Source organism: Streptomyces sp. NPDC001156, assembly GCF_053598275.1.
This window is the reverse complement of the sequence record NZ_JBSFJX010000158.1, coordinates 1-18,506: the sequence shown is the minus strand read 5'-3', so window position 1 is coordinate 18,506 and position 18,506 is coordinate 1. Positions and strand designations below refer to the sequence as shown.

Here is an 18,506-nt window from a genome sequence, read left to right as displayed (position 1 = left end):
GGCCGGACACGGCACCCCAGGGCGTGAGGAAACCCGCCCCCGCATCCCCGGACCACGGACACGATCCGTGTCGCCGGACGCGGCGCGAACGCGGGCGACCAGTGCATCCACCACCGTTCGGGATGCGCCAGTTGACCAGGACTGGGTACAAGACTCACTCCTGCTCACTGACTAGGAACGGTTGTCCGGTCCACGGTTCACACGCGTCGCCGCGCCCGCCCCCGGAGCCGGGCGGGAGACCGGCTGATCACCCGGTCTCCCGCCCGGACGGCGGACGCCGCCAACGGGGAAGCGGCGCACCATCCAGCCTCGATGGCGGGTGCCGTGGTCGCCTCAGCCGCGTGGCCGAGGTGGCGTCTCCCCCTAACAGGTGAGCGCGCCGCGGTGGTGGTTCTTGCGGCGGACCGGGTATCCGTCACTGGTGGGCAGGGGCGTCGGCCGGGCCGCACCACGAGGTCCCGATGTGTGGCAGGTGTGACCGCTTTGGGTAGCGACCGTGCTGGGTCCGCGAGCTAGATTCGGCGGTACACCGTTCCGGGGCGATACCGGCCGATAGGGTCGGCCCCGTGGGTCGGGGCGGACGCATCGACGACTGCCCGACCTCGGCCGCCCCTGAGACGCCGCCCGCCTGCCGGGCCTCTCCTCGGCAGAGGTAGGCAAGTACCCCCCTCCTAGCGGATCGTCGTCGCTTTGGACGTCGTCTGCACCGTACGTACGAAGGACCGCTATGCCGGCCGTGACCGTCGAGGATCTCCTGGTCCTCCCCCGCCTCCCGCGCCCTGACGCGACCGCCACCGACCGCCCCGTCCGCCACGTGGTCACCGCACCCCAGCAGCGGGAGGGGGCCGGCTTTCTGGTGCGCCGCCCGTTCCCGAGTGCCGCTTTGCCCGATGCGGACCCGTTCTTGATGCTCGACCACGTCGGTGAGACCGTCTATCAGCCGCATGAGGCCAAGGGCGCCCCCTGGCACCCGCACCGCGGGTTCGAAACGGTCACCTACGTCATCGACGGCACGGTGGTGCACCACGATTCCAACGGTGGCGGAGGCGTGATATCGGACGGGGACACGCAGTGGATGACCGCAGGATCGGGGATCCTGCACGACGAGGTCCCCAGCGAAGAGGTCCTTGCCAAGGGCGGCCTCAGCCACGGCATCCAGCTCTGGGTGAACCTGCCCCGCACCCACAAGTGGGCGCCACCGCGCTACCAGGACGTCCGGGCGGACAGGCTGCGGCTGCTGACCTCCGATGACGGCGGGACGCTCATACGCCTGATCGCCGGCGGTCTCGGCGGCCACCAGGGACCGGGCGTGACCTACACCCCGATCGTGTACGCGCACGCAAGCCTGTTTCCCCAGGCACAGTTGCGGACCGGGTGGGACCCGCAGTTCAGCGCGATGGTCTACGTGCTGCAAGGATCCGGGACCGTGGGCGTCGACAAGCGTCCCGTCGAGGAGGGGCAACTCGCGGTGTTCGGCGTGGGAGATGCCCTCACCGTTCAGGCGGGACCACACCAGCACGGCCGGACCGGCCGCCTCGAGGTGCTGCTGGTGGGCGGTGTACCGCTGAGGGAGCCGATCGCCCGCTACGGCCCGTTCGTGATGAACACCCAGGCGGAGATCTTGCAGGCCATCGAGGACTACCAGCGGGGCAGGATGGGGCACATTCCCGCAGCGCACCTGGACGGCACGCCGTGAAGGATGGTCCGGCCAGGACTGCCAACGGCCGTCGGGCCGGCCGACTTGCACGCTCACGGGGAGCCAGCGGATCCCGCTGAACCGGTCGGAACGCGGCTGTGGTGGCGCAGGCATCCCGCGCCCGTGCCCGATGAATCCCGGCGCACCCGCAGGGGTCGACGAACCGGCGCAGTTCCGCACCGGCCGGTTCGTGGACTCCCCCGCCACCCAGACGCTGGTCATCTTCGCGATCCGCACACGACGCAGTCCCTTGCGGCGCCGCCGCCCGGTTGCCCCGCCCACAGGGCTTGCCCCACGACCACCCAGACGCTCGGGCAGCCCCCACCTCTCGCACGGACAACCAGCCCCGGCGCGAGCGTCGCCGGATACGCGGCGGTCAACCGACCCACCGACTGTCGCGACCGACGCCGTCACCCCGCATGCCGCGCATTCCGTCACCGGCATCCCTTGCGCTGAAGGCCCGGCGCGGGTGCCGTCGTCCGGGCGTGTCAGCGTTCGTGTGTCCTTGGGCGCTGATCTGGTCGTCGAAGAACGGCGCGAACGTGTCAAGCCGCGTTCTTCCCGCGGCGCACCGCGAACGAAGCGCGACCATCGAGGCCGAGGCCCCACGCCGACCGCGCCGATACTCCGTGTCACAGGGCCTCATGCGTCGGTCGTCTCAGCGCGCGAGTGCCGCCACCGCCAGGAACACGGCGAGAGGGCATCGCCGCACGCAGCACGCTCTGGCCGAATCCGTGGGAACTACGGCCAGGGGGCAGCGATGGCGAACGTCGGTGAAACGGTTGTCACGGGATGAAGGCGTAATTCGCCCGTCGCACCGCTACCCCTTCCGCCGTTTCGATCCGGAGTCAGGAATGCAAGGTCTCCCTCCTTCCGAAGACCCCCTCCGGGAAGTCTCCCCAGGTTTCAGGCCTGCGGCTGCCGTCATCAGGGCAGCCGCCGGGGCCGGTGAGCAGGTCGACCTGCTGGGCACCGCCAGTCGTGCGATCGGGACCATGCTGGATGTGTGCCGAACGGTCCAGGAGATGACTGCGGTCCTGGTTCCGGCGGTGGCCGACTACGGCACGGCCGACCTGCTGGAACCGGTACTCCGTGGCGAGGATCTGCCCACCTCCGGGCTGGAAGACCGGTCGGTTTGGCATCGAGCGGCCGTACACGGCATCGACCAGGGCCCCCTGCACGCACTGCGGGATGTGTTGCCGGAACTAGCCGCCGCCTGCCCGCTCTGCGAGCCCAGGCTGGACCACGTCGGCACGTGGTCGCACCCCAAGCGGCCCAGTGACGCAAACCTCCGCAGGTTCGGCCTCCACTCGATGATGGTCGTCCCACTCGTCGCACGGGGGCAGGTCCTGGGGCTGGTCACCCTCTATCGCGGACGGCGGCGCGCGTCCTTCTCGCAGGCCGATCTGCAGATGGCAACACATATCGGCGCCTTCGCGGCGCTGGCGCTCGACAACGCCCGTCGCTATGCCCGCGAACGGGCCGTCGCGCTGGAACTGCAGATGAGCCTGTTGCCGCGGGAAATCCCCCTCCATCCGGGGCTGGAGATCACCCACCGCTACCTGCCCGCCAGCCGCTCGGCGCTGGTCGGCGGCGACTGGCTCGACGTCGCGGCCCTGCCGGACGGGCGCGTCGCGCTCACCGTCGGCGACGCGAGCGGACACGACATCCGTGCCGCAGCAGCCATGGGCCGGCTACGCACGCTCATGCAGGCCGAAGTCGGTCAGGGCAGGGAACCGGCCGAACTGCTCAACAGAGTCGACGCACTCATGGCCGCTGACGGCCATGACCCCTCTGACATCGCGACCTGCCTGCAGGGCATCTACGACCCGGCCTCCCATCGCTGCACCATCGCCCGGGCCGGTCATCCACCCCCGGCCCTCCTCCACCCCGACGGCAGCGTGGAGTTCCCCGAGATTCCCGCCGGTCCGCCGCTGGGCATCGGCGGGCAGCAATACGCCACTGCCGAACTGCAACTGACCGAGGGCGACATCTTCGTGCTGTACACCGACGGACTGATAGAGACCCACGCTCAGGACATCGACGTCGGAATGGACCGCCTGGCCACCGCACTGGGCCGCGGCGGCCACTCGCTGAACCAGTTGTGCGACGCCGTCCTGACCGATCTGCGCCCGCACGGCGGCGAAGACGACATCACCCTCCTGGCGATGGCGATCAGAGGCCTGCCCCACCACCGCACCGCCTCATGGGATCTTTCATGCGACAGCACCGAGGCCCGTCGCGCACGCCACCTCATCCGTGGCCAGCTGGAGCAGTGGGACCTGCCGATGCTCGCGGACACGGCAGAGCCTTTGATCGAGGAGCTGGTCAGCGCCGCCACCTGCGGCGACGGCTGCCCCCTCGGTGTCCGCCTGCACCGCTCCGATGTGCTGCTCGTCGAGGTGCTCAGCGCCCGCAGAACCCTGCGCGGGGCACCACGAGGTGGCTGCGGCAGCGGGGAATTGCGCATGGTCGGCGATCGGGCACAGCACTGGGGAGTACGCGACCATGCCGACGGCAGGACTGTCTGGTTCGAGATTCCTCTGGGCGCGGAGGAACGCCGTTGACTGCTCCCCTGCGGGGAGGGGGTTCTCTCCCGGCGACTGCCGGCCGGTCCTCGCCAGGGCTGCCGGCACAGGTTCGGCCCGCGGACGCCGGACCGCCGTGCTTGTCCCCAGCCGCAAGCGGTTTCGGCAGGTGATCTCCGGCATGCCGGTATCCAAGCTGCGGGCCCGGCTCGTCAGCATGGCGGCCGAACTCGGCATCACCATCATCGCCGTGGACCCGGCCTACACCAGCGGGTGGGGCGCCCAGCACTGGCAGAAACCCCTCACCCACACGACCAGGAAGACCAGCCGTCACGATGCGGCGAGCATCGCGATCGGCAGGCGCGCCCTGGGGCACCGCATCCGGCGACGGACGGCACCGCCTCCTGCCCACCAGAGCGATGGACAGCAGCATCGGACCGCCCAGGCCGCACACGGCACCCCAGGGCGTGAGGAAACCCGCCCCCGCATCCCCGGACCACGGACACGATCCACTGGGACCGGATGCGGCGCGAACGCGGGGGACCAGGACGCCCAACACCGTTCGGAGCGCCCGACTGAGCCTGTGCAACACATGCTCAGTCCTCAGGAACGGTGCAGTAGCGTCTTCAGTGCGTTGTTCGTCGCCACCTTCATCTTCTCCGAGTCGATCAGGGTGTTGAGGGACAGGGTGACCTGGCGAGTGTTGTCGGCTGTGGTGTAGGTGAACGTGCTGTATCCGGGGGTGCCGCCGGTGTGACCGTAGGCCGTGCCGTATGAGGGATCGGTCACGCGGCTGAGGCCGAGTCCGTAGCCGGGCCCACCCTGCAGCGGCTGGGCGTCCTGCATGGCGTGCAGAAGGGGTGGCGGCAGCAGCCGACCGCCGATCAGCGCGTTGAAGAAGCGGTTGAGGTCATGGGTAGTCGAGATGAGTGAACCAGCCGTCGATGCCCATGACATGCTCTCCTCGGTGATGTCGGTGAGCGGGGAATCGGGACCGTTAAGGGGCAGGTAGCCGTGTGCGTGCGGACCGGGGATGCGGACCGAGCTGCCGGGAAAGCGCGTGTGGTGCAGCCCGAGGGGTTTGATGATCCGGCCGGTGATCTCCTGCTCGGCGCTCTTGCCGGTGACCCTCTCGATCAGCATGCCGAGCACGATGTAGTTGGTGTTGGAGTAATGCCCGGCGCTTCCCGGGGCGAAGTAGGGGGTATGCCGGAAGGCTTCGGCGAGCAGGTCCTGGGGCGACCAGGGGCGAAAACGCGTCTTGTAGAGCTCTGAAAGGCCACCAGGCCACAGGGAGTCGCTGTAGTCGTACAGCCCACTGCGGTGGCTGAGCAGTTCCCGGATGGTGATGTTCTGCCCGCCTGGCACCAGGTGCGGGAGGTAGCGCTCAATGGGTGCGTCCAGGCGCACTTTGTGCTCTGCTACCAGCTGCAACACCGTGGTGGCGACGAAAGTTTTGGTCACGCTTCCGGCGCGGAATCGGCCGTCGGTGGGCGGGAGTTGGTGGTGATGCAGGTCGGCCCGGCCGCTCGCGCCGGTCCATGTACCGTGGGCGTCGTGCGCCTCGGCGATGACACCGGGCACGCCCGCAGCGACGATCTCGTCCAGGGCCTTTTGCCATGCGGCGTGGTCCACGGCGCCGGGCCGGTGAGCTGGGGCCGTGCGCGTGGAAGCGGCTGCAGGAGGGGCTGATACGGCGAAGGCGGGAGCCACCGCAGGTACCGCCAGGGCACCGGACAATATGGTGGCGGCGACGAGCAAGGGAAGGCGCATCGAAAGCCTCTCGCGTACAGGGGTGATCCGAGTTACGGTTCTGACGCGCCGCCGCTCCCGGAGCTGGGCGGGAGACCGGCTGATCACCCGGTCTCCCGCCCGGATGGCGGGCGCCGCCAACGGGGAAGCGGCACACCATCCAGCCTCGATGGCGGGTGCCGTGGTCGCCTCAGCCGCGTGGCCGAGGTTGCGTCTCCCCCCAACAGGTGAGCGCCTCTTTACGGTGGTTCTTGCGGCGGACCGGGCAGCCGCCGCCCGCGGGCCCGCATGTCGGCCGGGCAGCACAACGAGGGCCCGATATGTGGCATCTGTGGCCGCTTTGGGTAGCGCCCGTGCTGGGTCCGCGAGCTAGATTCGGCGGTACACCATCCCGGGCGTTACCGGCCGATAGGGCCGGCCCCATGGGTCGGGGCGGACGCATCGACGACCGCCCGGCCGCTGCCCGGCCTCGGCCACACCCCCTGAACGCCGCGCGCCTGCCGGGTTCTCCCGGGCAGAGATCCGCAAGCACTCCCCTCCCAGCGGATCGTCGTCGCGTTGGACGTCGTCTGCACCGTACATACGAAGGACCCGCCATGCCGGCCGTGACCGTCGAGGATCTCCTGGTCCTCCCCCGCCTCCCACGCCCTGACGCGACCGCCACCGACCGCCCCGTCCGCCACGTGGCCACCGCACCCCAGCAGCGGGAGGGGGCCGGCTTTCTGGTGCGCCGCCCGTTCCCGAGCGCCGCTTTGCCCGACGCGGACCCGTTCTTGATGCTCGACCACATCGGTGAGACCGTCTACCAGCCGCATGAGGCCAAGGGCGCCCCCTGGCACCCGCACCGCGGGTTCGAAACGGTCACCTACGTCATCGACGGCACGGTGGTACACCACGATTCCAACGGTGGCGGAGGCGTGATATCGGACGGGGACACCCAGTGGATGACCGCAGGATCGGGGATCCTGCACGACGAGGTCCCCAGCGAAGAGGTCCTGACCCAGGGCGGCCTCAGCCACGGCATCCAGCTCTGGGTAAACCTGCCCCGCACCCACAAGTGGGCGCCACCGCGCTACCAGGACATCCGGGCGGACAAGCTCCGACTGCTCACCTCCGATGACGGCGGGACGCTCGTACGCCTGATCGCCGGCGGTCTCGGCGGCCACCAGGGACCGGGCGTGACCTACACCCCGATCGTGTACGCGCACGCAAGCCTGTTTCCCCAGGCGCGGTTGCGGACCGGGTGGGATCCGCAGTTCAGCGCGATGGTCTACGTCCTGCAGGGAGCGGGAAGCGTGGGCGTGGACAGGCGCCCCATCAGGGAGGGGCAACTGGCGGTGTTCGGTGCGGGGGATGTCCTCACCGTTCAGGCGGGGGCCCATCAGCGCGGCCGCACCGGTCGCTTTGAGGTGCTGCTGCTGGGCGGTGTACCGCTGAGGGAGCCGATCGCCCGCTACGGCCCGTTCGTGATGAACACCCAGGCGGAGATCTTGCAGGCCATCGAGGACCATCTGCAGGGCAGGATGGGGCACATTCCCGCAGCCCGCCTGGAGGGAACGCCGTAAAGGGTGCGGCAGGGTCGGCGACGGCGCAGAGCCGGTGGGCTCGCCCGCGCGCCCGGCGGGGGTGGGCGATGGCGTCCACGGCTGCGCGGGGCCGGCGCGGGCGCCGTCGTTCGTCGCGGGCGCGGCGGCGCCCACTGGGGTGAGGGAACGGCGGGCAGCGCTGGGGGTGTTGCTGTTGTCATCGGGAGCCTATGTAAGCGGTCAGGCCGGCGCGCAAGGGGGCGGGCACCGCCCGGTACAGGGCGATGTGGAGCAGCTCGCCGGCGAAGGTGAGAGCGTCGCCGTCGGCGGTGAGGAGGCCGGCGCGGAGGGCTTGTTCGACCTGCTGGGCTGCTTTCCAGCCGTCGGTGCCTGTGACCTTGAGCAGCTGCTCGAAACGGAAGGTGGGGCCGATGAGAGCCGCGGTGCGCAGCAGGTGCGTGAGCGGCTCGCCGACGTGGTGGACCAGGTCGAGGGCCGCGTTGATCAGTGTGTCGGGCAGGTGGTCCGGCTCGTCCAGGGGTGCGCCCGCGTGTGCGGCTTGGAGGGCCGCGAGGACCAGGGCGGGGCGGCCGGCGGTGAGTTGGTGGACGCGGTGGGCTGCGTGCGGCAGGTCGTGGCGGGCGGCCAACTCGGCGACGGCGTGGGGCGTAAGCAGTTCAAGGGGCAGCTGGGTGGCATGGGGCAGGTGTCGTGCGATGCGGTCGGCGCCGTCCTCCCGCGTGCCGAGGACCACCATCATCCGGTGGCCGGCATCGTCCTGGGACAGGTGGTGGAGGGTTTCCAGGGTGCGTGCGTCCGCGTAGTGGGCGTCGTCGACGGCCAGCAGCACGGGGTGGTCGGTGGACAGTCTGCGCAGGAAAACGGCGGCTGCGTCGGGGTGCGCGTGCGCCGGCGGCCCGGTGAGCGCGTCGATGTGCGGCATGGCGGCCTGCAGTCGGTGTGCGATGCCGTCGGCCGCGCGGGTGACCTCTTCGGGCCGTGCGGTGCGGCAGAAGTCCTCGATGGCCTGCTCGAGTGCGGGGGTGGCCGAGAGGCGTTCAGGCCCAGGGCAGTGTGCGGCAAGGACGGTGGCGCCGTGGTGTTGGGCGTGGCGGCGCAGTTGGGACAGCAGGGCGGAGGTGCCGGCTCCGGCCCCGCCACGCAGGACGACGGTGGTGGGGTGTCCGGTGAGTGCCTGCCGCCACTGTGCCTGCAGGTGGTCGAGTTCTTCGTCCCGGCCGGCCAGGTGCTGGTGGGGGGCGTCGGCCGGTGCTGCGGGCCGCGGGTGCGCGGGGGTGGGGGTGGGGGTCGGTCGGCCCTGGAGGATGGCGCCGTGCAGGGCCGCGGTGCGCGGGTCGGGGTCGGTTCCCAACTCGGTGCGCAGGGTGTGGCGCAGTCGGCTGAAGGTGTGCAGCGCGGCGCCGGCCGAACCGAGACGGTACTGGGCCGTCATCAGGGCGCGCCATGCCGGCTCGTCGTAGGGGTCGTCGTGCGCGGCTGCCGCGGCCAGGTGCGCGGCCTGCCGGTGATCGTGCAGGTGTTCCGCGGCCTGCCAGGCGGCTTCGCGGGCACGGCGCAACAGCTGCTCCAGCGTCCGGTCGAGGTCTGCGCTCCAGCCGGCCGGCTGGAACTCCTCGACCGCGCGGCCTGCGGTCAGCAGGTCCAGTGCCCGTCGGGCGGCGACGTCCGCGAACGCGGGTTCGCCGGCGCGCAGGTGCCGCTCGGCTGCCCGGGTCAGGCGGGCCGCCTCGTCCACGTCGACCTGCCAGCCTGTGGTGTTGAGCCGGTATCCGGATCCTGTGCGCTCCAGGCAGGTGCCGACCACTTTGCGCAGCCGGCTGACGAGGGAGGCGACCGTCTGCGCGGCGGTGGGTGGGGCGTGGTGGGGCCAGAGCGTTTCGATGATGGTGTCCTTGCCGACGATCCGGTTGCGGTGGGCGGCCAGCAACGCGAACAGCAGTTCCGCGCGTCCCCTGGGGAGACCGGGCGGGTTGTCGGGCTGTGCCCCCATCAACTCCAGGGGCCCGATGAGCCGCAGGCGGACGGGCTCTCCCAGGATGAGTGCGGTCGTGCAGGGCGGCATGCAGGTGGTGCTCTTTCGTGGCGCGGGGCAACGACGCGTCCAGACTCGCCGCACCGCGCGCCTGCCCGCCAGCGGTTGTCGGGACGGCAATCCCTCGGTTTCGGCCCCCTCCCCCCCGCCGCACGCCCTGCTGGTGGGCGGCGTTTTAGGGCCGGCTCTGCAGCGCGCTGTGCACCACGGCGCGCAGGGCCGTGAAGGAGTCAGCGAAGCGCTCCAGTCCGTCCTTCTCCAGGGCAGCCATGACCTCGTCGTAGGCGATGCCGGCGGCCTGGAGCCGGCGCAGAACCTGGGCGGAGTCCCGGTAGGTGCCGCGCACCCCCCGGGGCAGAAAGGCGGCGTGGTCTGCGACCGCGTCGAGCGTGCGGCGGGGCATGGTGGTGATGGTCCCCGGTGCGAGCAGCCCGGTCACATAGCGGGTGTCGCCGTAGTGGGGGTTCTTGGTGGCCATGGAGGCCCACAGGGGCCGCTGCGGGCGGGCGCCCGCGGCGTGCAGGCGCTGCCAGCGCCGGGTGGAGAACGCCTTTTCGTACAGGTGGTAGGCCATGCGGGCGTTGGCGAGTGCGACCCGTCCCTGCAGGGCGGCCTGGGTGGGCCCGCGTTGTTGGGCCAGACGGGCGTCGACGGCGGTGTCGACGCGGGAGACGAAGAAGGAAGCGACCGAGGCGATCGGGGCAAGGGGGCGTCCCTGAGCCTGGGCGTACTCCAGTCCGTCGAAGAAGGCGTGGATGACCTCGCGGTAGCGGCGCAGGCTGAACAGCAGCGTCATGTTGACGCTGATCCCTTCGGCGAGCAGCAGGCTCAGGGCGCGTACCCCTTCCACTGTGGCCGGCACTTTGATCAGGACGTTGGGCCGGTCGACGAGCTGGCGCAGCCGGCGTGCCTCGGTGAGCGTGGCGGCAGTGTCGTGGGCCACCAGCGGGGAGACTTCCACGGACACATAGCCCTCGATGCCGTCGGAGGCCTCGTAGGTGGGACGCAGCAGGTCGCAGGCCTGCCGTACGTCGTGGGTCGTCAGGGCTTGCAGCGCCTGGTCCACGTCCGCGCCTTGGCGCCGCAGTTCCTCCAGTTGCCCGCGGTAGGGGCCGGTGCCGTCGCCGATGGCCGCTTGGAAGATCGTGGGGTTGCTGGTGATGCCGGTGATTTTCCCGGCGTGGATGAGTGAGGACAGTTCGCCCGACTCCAGGTCGCGCCGGTCGAGATCGTCCAGCCACACGGCGACATCGTGCGCGGTGAGGTGGGCGAGAGGGTCCGTCTTGGGGTCGGTCATGGGGTCGCTCTTTCTTTCCGGGGCCGGCGTGCCGCAGGCCCCTTGGGGTGTGCGGTGAGCCTGGAGGGCGGCGTTGCAGCCGGATTGCACTGCGCAAGGCCCAGGGGGTGAGCGCCGGCCGTGCAAGAGCGGTGCAAGGCGCCGCGCCAGTGTGAGGAGCCCGTCTTCGCCCCGGGGCGGACTCGTCCTGGGGCCGGCCGCTGCCACACCGCCGGCACCAGGAGGCGGGAGCAACAGCGTCCTGCACCGGCCGGCCGTGGCCTGATCCGTGGGTCATGTGGCCGTGCTCGCGGGCACGGCGCCGGCCGGGGCGCGGGTTGACTCGCACAACCGCCCGCCCCGGGCGGCCCGGTGCCCTCGTCAAAGCGGGCCGCCCATGGCCGTGAACGGGACGCGCGGACAGCCGGAGGGTGGGCACGTGCCACGGGCCGGGTGTCCCGTCGGTACGCGTGTGATCACGCGGTGATCAGGAGGATGCTGTGGGAACACCGAGCCGGCGCGGCCTGGGCCGGCACAACTGGCGTGCGTGGCTGAGCGAGTTCGCCGCGACCGCGATCCTGCTGCTGGTGATGGTCACCCTGTTCAGGCATCTGTTCGGTGCCGAGGGTGTCCTGGCACCCGTACTTCCTTCGCAGGAGGGCCGGCTGCTCGCGGACGCCGTGGTCAGCGGGACCACCGTCGGCCTGCTGATCGTCTCGCCGTTCGGGCGGCGTTCGGGCGGCCACATGAACCCGGCCGTCTCGCTGGCGTTTTGGCTGATGGGTGCCCTGCCGGGGCGGGATGCGGCGGCCTACGCCGCGGCCCAACTGGCCGGTTCGGTCACGGGGGTGGCGGTGGGCCGGCTGGTGTGGGGCGCGCAGACGGCCCATCCCGCCATCGGTTACGCCGTCATCCGGGCATCCGGCCACATCCCCTGGGGAGCGGTGTTCGCCTCCGAGGCCGCGGCGACCGCCGTGATGCTCGCCGCGGTGACCTTCGTGGCGGCCCGGCCCCGCCTGGCCTCCTGGCTGCCGGCGGTCGCCGGGTCGGTGATCGCCGCGCTGATCCTGCTGGTCGGCCGAGGGTGGGGCGGAAGTTTCAACCCGGCCCGGCAGTTCGGGCCGGAGCTGTTCTCCCACGACCTGGCGTGGCTGTGGGTGTACCTGATCGCCCCGCTGGTGGGCGGCGGACTCTTCGGCCTGGTGCGCAGGCGCCTGCCGCACGCGCCTGCGCTGCCCACCTCGCCGCCACCGGCCCCGGGTGGCGGCGTTGCCGCCGTGACGGGTTCGGCCGCGCCGTGACCGCCTGCCGCGCGCGGGCTGGGCGATGGCCCGATCCGTGGGCAGTACGGCCCGCAGGCCGGACATGGCAGCCCGCACGGCACGGGTTGAAGGCCCGTGAAGGCGCTGATCAAGCGCCGTGATCCTGACATCCGGATCGTTCGAGAAAGGCCCTGTGATGATCAACTCGACTGCCTGGGAGCGTGTGCGATGACCGCCTCACCGTCTCTGGCCGCCAAGCAGCGGCCGGAGTTCCTGGTTGCGCTGGCCTTGGCAGCCGGCCCGGTGGTGGCGCTGGGCTTCACCCGGTTCGCCTATGCGCTGCTGCTGCCGGCCATGCGCGAGAAGCTGCACTGGAGTTATGCGGCGGCCGGCGGGATGAACACCGCCAACGCGCTGGGCTACATCATCGGAGCCGCCACCGCCGCCTGGTGGTCGCGCCGCTTCGGCTCCCGGGCAGCGTTCGTGTGGGGCATCGTCATCAGTGCGTTCGCCCTGCTCGCCTCCGGGGCGACCGACAACTTCGCCGGCCTGACCGTCCTGCGGTTCATCGGCGGCCTGAGCACCGCGGTGACCTTCGTGGTCGGCTCGGCGCTCGCCTCCCGCGTCCACAGCGGCGGCCAACAGGCCCGCTCGGCCTCCCTGGTGGCGATGTACATGGCCGGCGTCGGCATCGGCGTGGTGCTCTCCGGTGTGGTCGTGCCCGCGGCCCTCACCGCCTGGGGCGTGTCCGGCTGGCAGGCCGGGTGGCTGCTGATGGGTCTGCTCGCCCTCCTCGCCATCGGACCGGCCGCCTGGGCCGCACGCCAGGTACCCGAGCAGGCCGCCGGCGGCGGTGCCCACGGCGGCCGCGCTGGCCTCAAGCCGCTGACGCCCCTGTTCGTCTGGTACGTGCTGTTCGGCGCCGGCTACGTGTCCTACATGACCTTCGTCATCGCCCTGCTGCACAGCCAGGGCATGAAGGTCTGGGGCACCGGCACCTTCTTCATCGTGCTGGGCGTGGCCTCCGCGGCGGCGACGCTGCTGGTGTGGGGCCGGGTGATCGGCCGGCTGCGCGGCGGCATGGCCCCCGCGCTGGTCTCGGCGGTCGTGCTGATCGGTGTGCTGCCCGTGCTGCTGTGGCACGGGATGGGCGCCGCGATCGCCTCGGCGATCATCTTCGGCGGGACGTTCATGGCCGGGCCCACCGCCGTGACCGTGCTGGCCCGCCGGATGCTGCCCGCGCACGCCTGGACCTTGGGCATCGCCTTGCTGACGGTGGCCTTCAGCGTCGGCCAGGCCGTCGGCCCCCTGGTGTCCGGGCTGCTGTCCGACTCCTCCGGAGGCATCGCCAAGGGCCTGTGGCTGTCCGTCGTGCTCCTCGCCGTCTCCGCCGCCGTCGCCCTCATCCAGCGCGAGCGGACCGGAGAGCACCACCACCAGGAGGCGCCCGCGGCCGCCCCCGCCCCGAGCGCCGTCCAGCGCTGACCCCACCCCCCTTTTCAAGGAGCAAGACCCCCATGTTTCACCGCATCCTGGTCGCCGTCGACGGCAGCCCGGCCGCGCACAGCGCGATCCGCACCACCGCCGAACTGGCCTTCCTGACCGGCGCGCAGGTCCGTGTGCTGCACATCGACACCTCCGAGGTGGTGTATGACACCGTCGTCGGCCTGGAGGACGACGCAGCCGCCCACCGGGTCCTGGACTCGGCCGTAACAACCCTGCGGCAGGCCGGCATCCAGGCCGACGGCGAACTGCTGGACGGGCTGGTGTCCGATGTGGCGCAAGCCGTGCAGGAGGCCGCCGAGGGCTTCGACGCCGACCTGATCGTCGTCAGCCCCCACCACCGCAGTCGTCTCGCCGCCTGGTTCTCCCCCAGCGTCAGCATCGCGATCGCCCACAACAGCCGCACCGCCGTGCTCCTGGCTCCCGGGCAGGACTGAGATGACCCACCGCACAGTGCACGTCATCGAGCACCAAGGCCTGGCCCGCCTCATCACGGTCGGGCCCCACCGTCTAATCGCCGACGAACCCGCCCCCGCCGGCAACGACACGGGGCCCAACCCGATCGAGGTGCTGCTCGCCGCTCTGGGCGCCTGCACCTCGATGACCATGAGGATGTACGCCGACCGCCACGCCTGGACACTGCGCGACGTGCAGGTCCGGTTGCGGCTGGAGCAGAGCGGCAAGCCGGCCATCGTCCGGGAGATCTTCCTGGACGCAGACCTGGACGACGACCAGCGGCGCAGGCTCATGGGCGTGGCCGAACGCTGTCCCGTCCACCGACTGCTGAGCGCCCCGCCGCCCCTCACCACGGTGCAGGTCGAGCAGCCGGTCATCGCGGACGCGGCCGGCACCTAGCAAGCAAGGCGGCCTCGGCTCTGCCGGCCCTCCTGGGCCGGCAGAGCCGAGGCCGCGAGAAAGGCACGGTGGCAGATGCCCCAGCAGCAGATCATCCTCGTCCGGCACGCGGAGACGGCCTGGAACCGCTCCCGCCGCTACTACACCGGGCAGGACGATCCCGACCTGACCGCCGCGGGCAAGCGCGAGGCCGGCTTGCTCCGGCCTCATCTTCAGGCCTACCAGGACGCCCATGTGCTGTGCAGTCCGGCGCTGCGGGCCCGCCGCACCGCACAGCTGGCGGGCCTGAGCGTGGACATCAACCCCGACCTGCGGGAGTGGAGCTACCAGCTGCCCGACGGGCACACCGTGGACGAGCGCTGCGGGAGCGGGCCGTGCCACCACGACATCTGGGATGCCGCCCTGCACACGACGGCGTGCACGGGCGAATGCCTGCCGGAGGTGACCGCCCGGGCGGACTGTGTGCTCGACTGCGCCAGCCGCCTCACGGCTGGCGGCCGACCCGTCGTCCTCGTCTCGCACGGCAACCTCATCCGGCTGATGACCGCCCGCTGGCTCGGCCTTCCCGCCGCGGCCGGGGCACACCTGGCACTGCGCACTGCCTCCCTCGGCCGCCTGGCTCACTACGACGGGCGGCCCAGCCTGCTGGGCTGGAACTTCAGCCCGTCCTTCGACGACCGTCTGCTCGCCTGCCTCCCGGCAGCCACCGCCGACACCACGGTGCCGCCGGCAGAGCGCCTCCCGCCCACGGCAGCGCCGCCGCAGCATCACGCCACCGACGCCCCACGGCATCGTCCCTGATACCCCGCCGCCCCCCTTTTTTTCCTGGAGGAATCGTTGGACACCCACCCGCCCGTACACCTGGATCCGCATGCCACGCGTTTCCTGGCGCAGCTGGCCGCGGCCGATGCGCCGCCGCTGGAAAGCCAGTCGCCCCCCACGGCCCGGGCCGCCGCCCTGGCGGGCCAGCGCGCCGCCCAGGCGGTGCTCAAGCCCGTCCACCTCCACGAGCAGCACCTGCCCATCGGGCCCCGCGGCACGGTACTGGTGCGGATCGTGCGGCCAAAAGGCTCCTCGGGCGTGCTGCCGGCGGTGATGTATGTCCACGGCGGCGGCTGGGTGCTGGGCGACCGCTTCTCCTACGACCGCACCACCCGCGACCTGGCCCACGCCGGCGGCGCGGCCGTGGTGTTCGTGGAGTACACCCGCTCACCGGAGGCCCGCTATCCCGTCGCGCTCGAAGAGGTCTACGCGGCCACCGCCTGGATCGCCGAGCACGGGCAGCAGCTGGGCCTGGACGGATCCCGGCTGGCGGTCGCCGGGGACAGCGCGGGCGGCAACCTGGCCACCGCCGCCGCCCTGCTGGCCAAACGCCGAGGCGGCCCCCGCCTGCTGCAACAGGTGCTGTTCTACCCGGCGCTGGACGCCGGCTTCGACACCCCGTCCTACGAGCAGTTCGCGGACGGCTTCTTCCTCACCCGCGCGCAGATGCGGTGGTTTTGGGACCACTACGCGCCCGATGGCTCGGTGCGCACCGAACCGACCGCCGCACCACTGCGGGCCACCACAGCCGAGCTGGCCGGGCTGCCGCCGGCCCTGGTGATCACGGCCGAGGCGGACGTGCTGCGCGACGAGGGCGAGGCCTACGCCCGCAAGCTCACGCAGGCAGGGGTCCCCGTGGTCGCGGTCCGCTACCTGGGGGCGATCCATTCCTTCACCTCGCAGGACGCGCTGGCGGCCTCTCCCCTCACCCAGGCAGCGATCAGCCAGGCCGGACAGGCGCTGCGTCAGGCTCTGGCCGCGCCCCGTCCCGAGACGGGGGGCCGCTGATGTCCACGGCCCTGGTGCTCGGCGGGGGCGGCGTGACGGGGATCGCCTGGGAGCTGGGAGTGCTCCAGGCGCTGCAGGAGGCGGGGGTGGACCTTACGGGCGCCGACCTGGTGGTCGGCACGTCGGCCGGATCGGTCGTGGCGGTCCAGGCCACCAGCGGCATCGGCCTTCACCACCTCCTCGCCACCCAACTGGAGCCCGTGGGCACCTCGCGGGAGGTGGAGGCGGACTTCGACCCGCAGGGCACGGCGGCCGCCTTCACCCGGCTGATAGAGGGCGCCCGCGACGAGCGGGAGATCAGGGCCCGGATCGGTGCCATGGCCCTTGCGGCGCCGACCGTCTCGGAGGCCGAGCGGATGCGGACCATCCAGGCCCGACTGCCCGCTGACACCTGGCCCGGGCGCCGGCTGCTCATCACGGCGGTGGACGCACACACGGGCGCTCTTGCCGTGTGGGACCGTACATCGGGCGTCCCGCTGGCATCCGCCGTGGCGGCCAGCTGCGCCGTGCCCGGCATATGGCCGCCCGCCACCGTCGCCGGACGCCGCTACGTCGACGGCAGCGTCCGCTCCGCAACCAACGCCGACCTCGCCTTGGGCCACGACGTGGTGGTCGTCCTCGCGCCCGACACCGGCCCCGGCCTCAACCCCGCATCTCAGGGACTGGCCGGCGAGGTGCCACTGCTGCGCGCACACAGCCAGGTCCTGGTCCTCGCGCCCGACGACGCCGCGCTGGAGGCGATGGGACCCAATCCGCTGGACCCCGCCCGCCGGCCCGCATCCGCCCACGCAGGCCGGCGGCAGGGACAGGCCCTGACCAGCACTGTGCGAAAGATCTGGCCCGCCGCCACCGCCCGATAGCCGCACGCCATGACCTGCCGACCGCCGACGGTCGGCCGGTCGGCCGGTCCTCTCCCTGCCCGTGCGGCCGCCCTGCGACGTACCGTCGAAAGGTGCTCCGGGAAGCAGCCACCGGCTCCGCTGCCGCCTTTTCGGACCGCCGCCCGCTGTACGGGCTTGCCGACGCGGCCCGGGAGTTCGTGCTGACATCCGTCCTGCTGTACTGCGTGGTCACTGCCGCCCGCTGGCTGACGTCACCGGACTCGCCGCTCGCCGTGAACAGCACCCGGGCGGCGACAGCCGTCGTGGGGGTGGTGGTCGGCATCGTCCTCGTGGTGCTGATCATCTCCCCGCTGGGGCGCTGCTCCGGCGCCCACATGAACCCCGCGATCAGCCTCGCGCTGTGGCTGATGGGTGCCTTCCCCGGGCGCTATGTGCCCGTCTACGCCGCCGCGCAGCTGGCGGGCTCGGTGGCGGGCACCGCGCTGGGGCGGTTGTGTTGGGGGTCGGTGGTCTCCCGGCCCTCGCTGCGCTATGCCGCCGTGCACCCCAGCCCGGCGTGGAATGTGGCCGCACTGGTGGTCGCGGAGGCCGGCTGCCTCGCCCTCGTGGTCGTGATGGTGGGGTTCTTCCTGGCCCACCCCGCCATCAGCCGCTGGCTGCCCTACGCCGTCGGCACGGCGACGGCCCTGATCATCACCGTGCTGGGGCAACTGAGCGGAGGCTCGGCGAACCCTGCACGCCAGTTGGGTCCTGCACTGCTGTCCGGTGGCACCCAGCTGCTGTGGGTGTACCTGGCGGCCCCGCTGATCGGCGCGTCGCTCGGGGCCGCGGCCCACTGCCTGTTCCAGCGCCGCCTGGGCACCCCCGCACCGTGCACCTACCGGCTGTGCGGGAGTGACGACGCCCTGCGTACCCGAGCCCGATGACGCGCAACCGCACGGGGGGCCGAAAGCGTGCAAGACAGGTCCGGGAGCACGGCCATGACCACGCGGGCGCACCCGGTTGTCCACCATGTGCCGGCGGATTCTCCGCCGGCACAGGCCCCCTCGGAGGTCGCCGTCCCGTCCACGTCCCCACCCTGCAGCTCACCAGACCGCGTGGGCCGTGGACGCCCCACGCCGGATGACGCCGCCTGTGACAGGTGCCGCTCGGACGGCTGTGGTGGCCCTGCCCGCCGAACCTGCCAGCGTGAGCGTCGCCCGCTGCTGGACCACCGACCTGCTCACCCGGTGGGACGTGAGTGCGGACGACCTCGACACGGCCGCACCGGTATCAGTGAACTGGCCGCCAACCGTTCCTAGTCAGTGAGCAGGAGTGAGTCTTGTACCCAGTCCTGGTCAACTGGCGCATCCCGAACGGTGGTGGATGCACTGGTCTCCCGCG

General features: G+C 71.7%; 14 protein-coding genes and 2 pseudogenes. 13 read left to right on the top strand and 3 right to left on the bottom strand.

Going from position 1 to position 18,506, the window contains the following annotated elements:
- The 4 genes and pseudogenes from ACWDA7_RS39405 to ACWDA7_RS39390 form a co-directional block, all read left to right on the top strand.
- Window positions 1–175 (top strand): annotated as a pseudogene (locus ACWDA7_RS39405) (IS200/IS605 family accessory protein TnpB-related protein); the annotation flags it as partial.
- Window positions 176–727: 552 nt separating this feature from the next.
- The gene (locus tag ACWDA7_RS39400; protein WP_450611141.1) at window positions 728–1,696 is read left to right on the top strand and encodes a pirin family protein; all 969 of its coding nucleotides are present in this window, start codon (window positions 728–730) and stop codon (window positions 1,694–1,696) included.
- A gap of 1,025 nt (window positions 1,697–2,721) precedes the next feature.
- Window positions 2,722–4,263, top strand: coding sequence for a PP2C family protein-serine/threonine phosphatase (locus tag ACWDA7_RS39395; protein WP_450611139.1), 1,542 nt, complete (start codon window positions 2,722–2,724; stop codon window positions 4,261–4,263).
- Between the two features lie 112 nt (window positions 4,264–4,375).
- Window positions 4,376–4,804 (top strand): annotated as a pseudogene (locus tag ACWDA7_RS39390) (hypothetical protein); the annotation flags it as partial.
- 23 nt (window positions 4,805–4,827) lie between these two features.
- On the opposite strand, the gene ACWDA7_RS39385 reads toward ACWDA7_RS39390, so the two are convergent.
- Complete coding sequence (locus ACWDA7_RS39385) at window positions 4,828–5,859, bottom strand: serine hydrolase domain-containing protein (RefSeq protein WP_450611137.1); 1,032 nt, start codon at window positions 5,857–5,859, stop codon at window positions 4,828–4,830.
- 713 nt (window positions 5,860–6,572) lie between these two features.
- Between ACWDA7_RS39385 and ACWDA7_RS39380 the strand changes: the two genes are divergently transcribed.
- Entirely contained in the window at window positions 6,573–7,541 is a 969-nt protein-coding gene (locus ACWDA7_RS39380) for a pirin family protein (RefSeq protein WP_450611135.1), read from the top strand.
- Between the two features lie 178 nt (window positions 7,542–7,719).
- Here ACWDA7_RS39380 and ACWDA7_RS39375 read toward each other — a convergent pair whose 3' ends face one another.
- Window positions 7,720–9,585 carry a BTAD domain-containing putative transcriptional regulator gene (locus ACWDA7_RS39375; RefSeq protein WP_450611133.1) on the bottom strand — a complete coding sequence of 622 codons (1,866 nt, stop codon included), beginning with the start codon at window positions 9,583–9,585 and terminating at the stop codon, window positions 7,720–7,722.
- Between the two features lie 145 nt (window positions 9,586–9,730).
- A complete protein-coding gene (tal, locus tag ACWDA7_RS39370; RefSeq protein ID WP_450611131.1) occupies window positions 9,731–10,852 on the bottom strand; it encodes a transaldolase in 1,122 nt (373 codons plus the stop codon).
- A 479-nt stretch (window positions 10,853–11,331) separates the two neighbouring features.
- Between tal and ACWDA7_RS39365 the strand changes: the two genes are divergently transcribed.
- The 8 genes from ACWDA7_RS39365 to ACWDA7_RS39330 all read left to right on the top strand — a co-directional run bounded on the left by ACWDA7_RS39365 (window position 11,332) and on the right by ACWDA7_RS39330 (window position 18,049).
- Window positions 11,332–12,132 (top strand): aquaporin, encoded by an 801-nt coding sequence (locus ACWDA7_RS39365; RefSeq protein ID WP_450611129.1) that lies wholly within the window; start codon window positions 11,332–11,334, stop codon window positions 12,130–12,132.
- A gap of 189 nt (window positions 12,133–12,321) precedes the next feature.
- Complete coding sequence (locus ACWDA7_RS39360) at window positions 12,322–13,578, top strand: YbfB/YjiJ family MFS transporter (protein ID WP_450611127.1); 1,257 nt, start codon at window positions 12,322–12,324, stop codon at window positions 13,576–13,578.
- Window positions 13,579–13,610: 32 nt separating this feature from the next.
- Window positions 13,611–14,033 carry a universal stress protein gene (locus tag ACWDA7_RS39355; RefSeq protein ID WP_450611125.1) on the top strand — a complete coding sequence of 141 codons (423 nt, stop codon included), beginning with the start codon at window positions 13,611–13,613 and terminating at the stop codon, window positions 14,031–14,033.
- A gap of 1 nt (window position 14,034) precedes the next feature.
- Window positions 14,035–14,451 (top strand): OsmC family protein, encoded by a 417-nt coding sequence (locus tag ACWDA7_RS39350; RefSeq protein ID WP_450611124.1) that lies wholly within the window; start codon window positions 14,035–14,037, stop codon window positions 14,449–14,451.
- A gap of 75 nt (window positions 14,452–14,526) precedes the next feature.
- Window positions 14,527–15,252, top strand: a complete 726-nt coding sequence (locus ACWDA7_RS39345; RefSeq protein ID WP_450611122.1) for a histidine phosphatase family protein — start codon at window positions 14,527–14,529, stop codon at window positions 15,250–15,252.
- A 36-nt stretch (window positions 15,253–15,288) separates the two neighbouring features.
- The gene (locus ACWDA7_RS39340) at window positions 15,289–16,281 is read left to right on the top strand and encodes an alpha/beta hydrolase (protein ID WP_450611120.1); all 993 of its coding nucleotides are present in this window, start codon (window positions 15,289–15,291) and stop codon (window positions 16,279–16,281) included.
- Window positions 16,281–17,141, top strand: a complete 861-nt coding sequence (locus tag ACWDA7_RS39335) for a patatin-like phospholipase family protein (RefSeq protein WP_450611118.1) — start codon at window positions 16,281–16,283, stop codon at window positions 17,139–17,141. Before ACWDA7_RS39340 ends, ACWDA7_RS39335 begins: the two co-directional genes overlap by 1 nt.
- 92 nt (window positions 17,142–17,233) lie before the next feature.
- Window positions 17,234–18,049 carry an MIP/aquaporin family protein gene (locus ACWDA7_RS39330; protein ID WP_450611116.1) on the top strand — a complete coding sequence of 272 codons (816 nt, stop codon included), beginning with the start codon at window positions 17,234–17,236 and terminating at the stop codon, window positions 18,047–18,049.
- Window positions 18,050–18,506 lie beyond the last annotated feature (457 nt).

Bases quoted from the DNA above. Each gene is read 5' to 3' on its own strand.
- ACWDA7_RS39375 (WP_450611133.1), bottom strand. From the start codon at position 9,585: ATGCCGCCCTGCACGACCGCACTCATCCTGGGAGAGCCCGTCCGCCTG.
- tal (WP_450611131.1), bottom strand. From the start codon at position 10,852: ATGACCGACCCCAAGACGGACCCTCTCGCCCACCTCACCGCGCACGAT.
- ACWDA7_RS39400 (WP_450611141.1), top strand. From the start codon at position 728: ATGCCGGCCGTGACCGTCGAGGATCTCCTGGTCCTCCCCCGCCTCCCG.
- ACWDA7_RS39395 (WP_450611139.1), top strand. From the start codon at position 2,722: ATGACTGCGGTCCTGGTTCCGGCGGTGGCCGACTACGGCACGGCCGAC.
- ACWDA7_RS39355 (WP_450611125.1), top strand. From the start codon at position 13,611: ATGTTTCACCGCATCCTGGTCGCCGTCGACGGCAGCCCGGCCGCGCAC.
- ACWDA7_RS39360 (WP_450611127.1), top strand. From the start codon at position 12,322: ATGACCGCCTCACCGTCTCTGGCCGCCAAGCAGCGGCCGGAGTTCCTG.
- ACWDA7_RS39350 (WP_450611124.1), top strand. From the start codon at position 14,035: ATGACCCACCGCACAGTGCACGTCATCGAGCACCAAGGCCTGGCCCGC.
- ACWDA7_RS39345 (WP_450611122.1), top strand. From the start codon at position 14,527: ATGCCCCAGCAGCAGATCATCCTCGTCCGGCACGCGGAGACGGCCTGG.
- ACWDA7_RS39380 (WP_450611135.1), top strand. From the start codon at position 6,573: ATGCCGGCCGTGACCGTCGAGGATCTCCTGGTCCTCCCCCGCCTCCCA.
- ACWDA7_RS39335 (WP_450611118.1), top strand. From the start codon at position 16,281: ATGTCCACGGCCCTGGTGCTCGGCGGGGGCGGCGTGACGGGGATCGCC.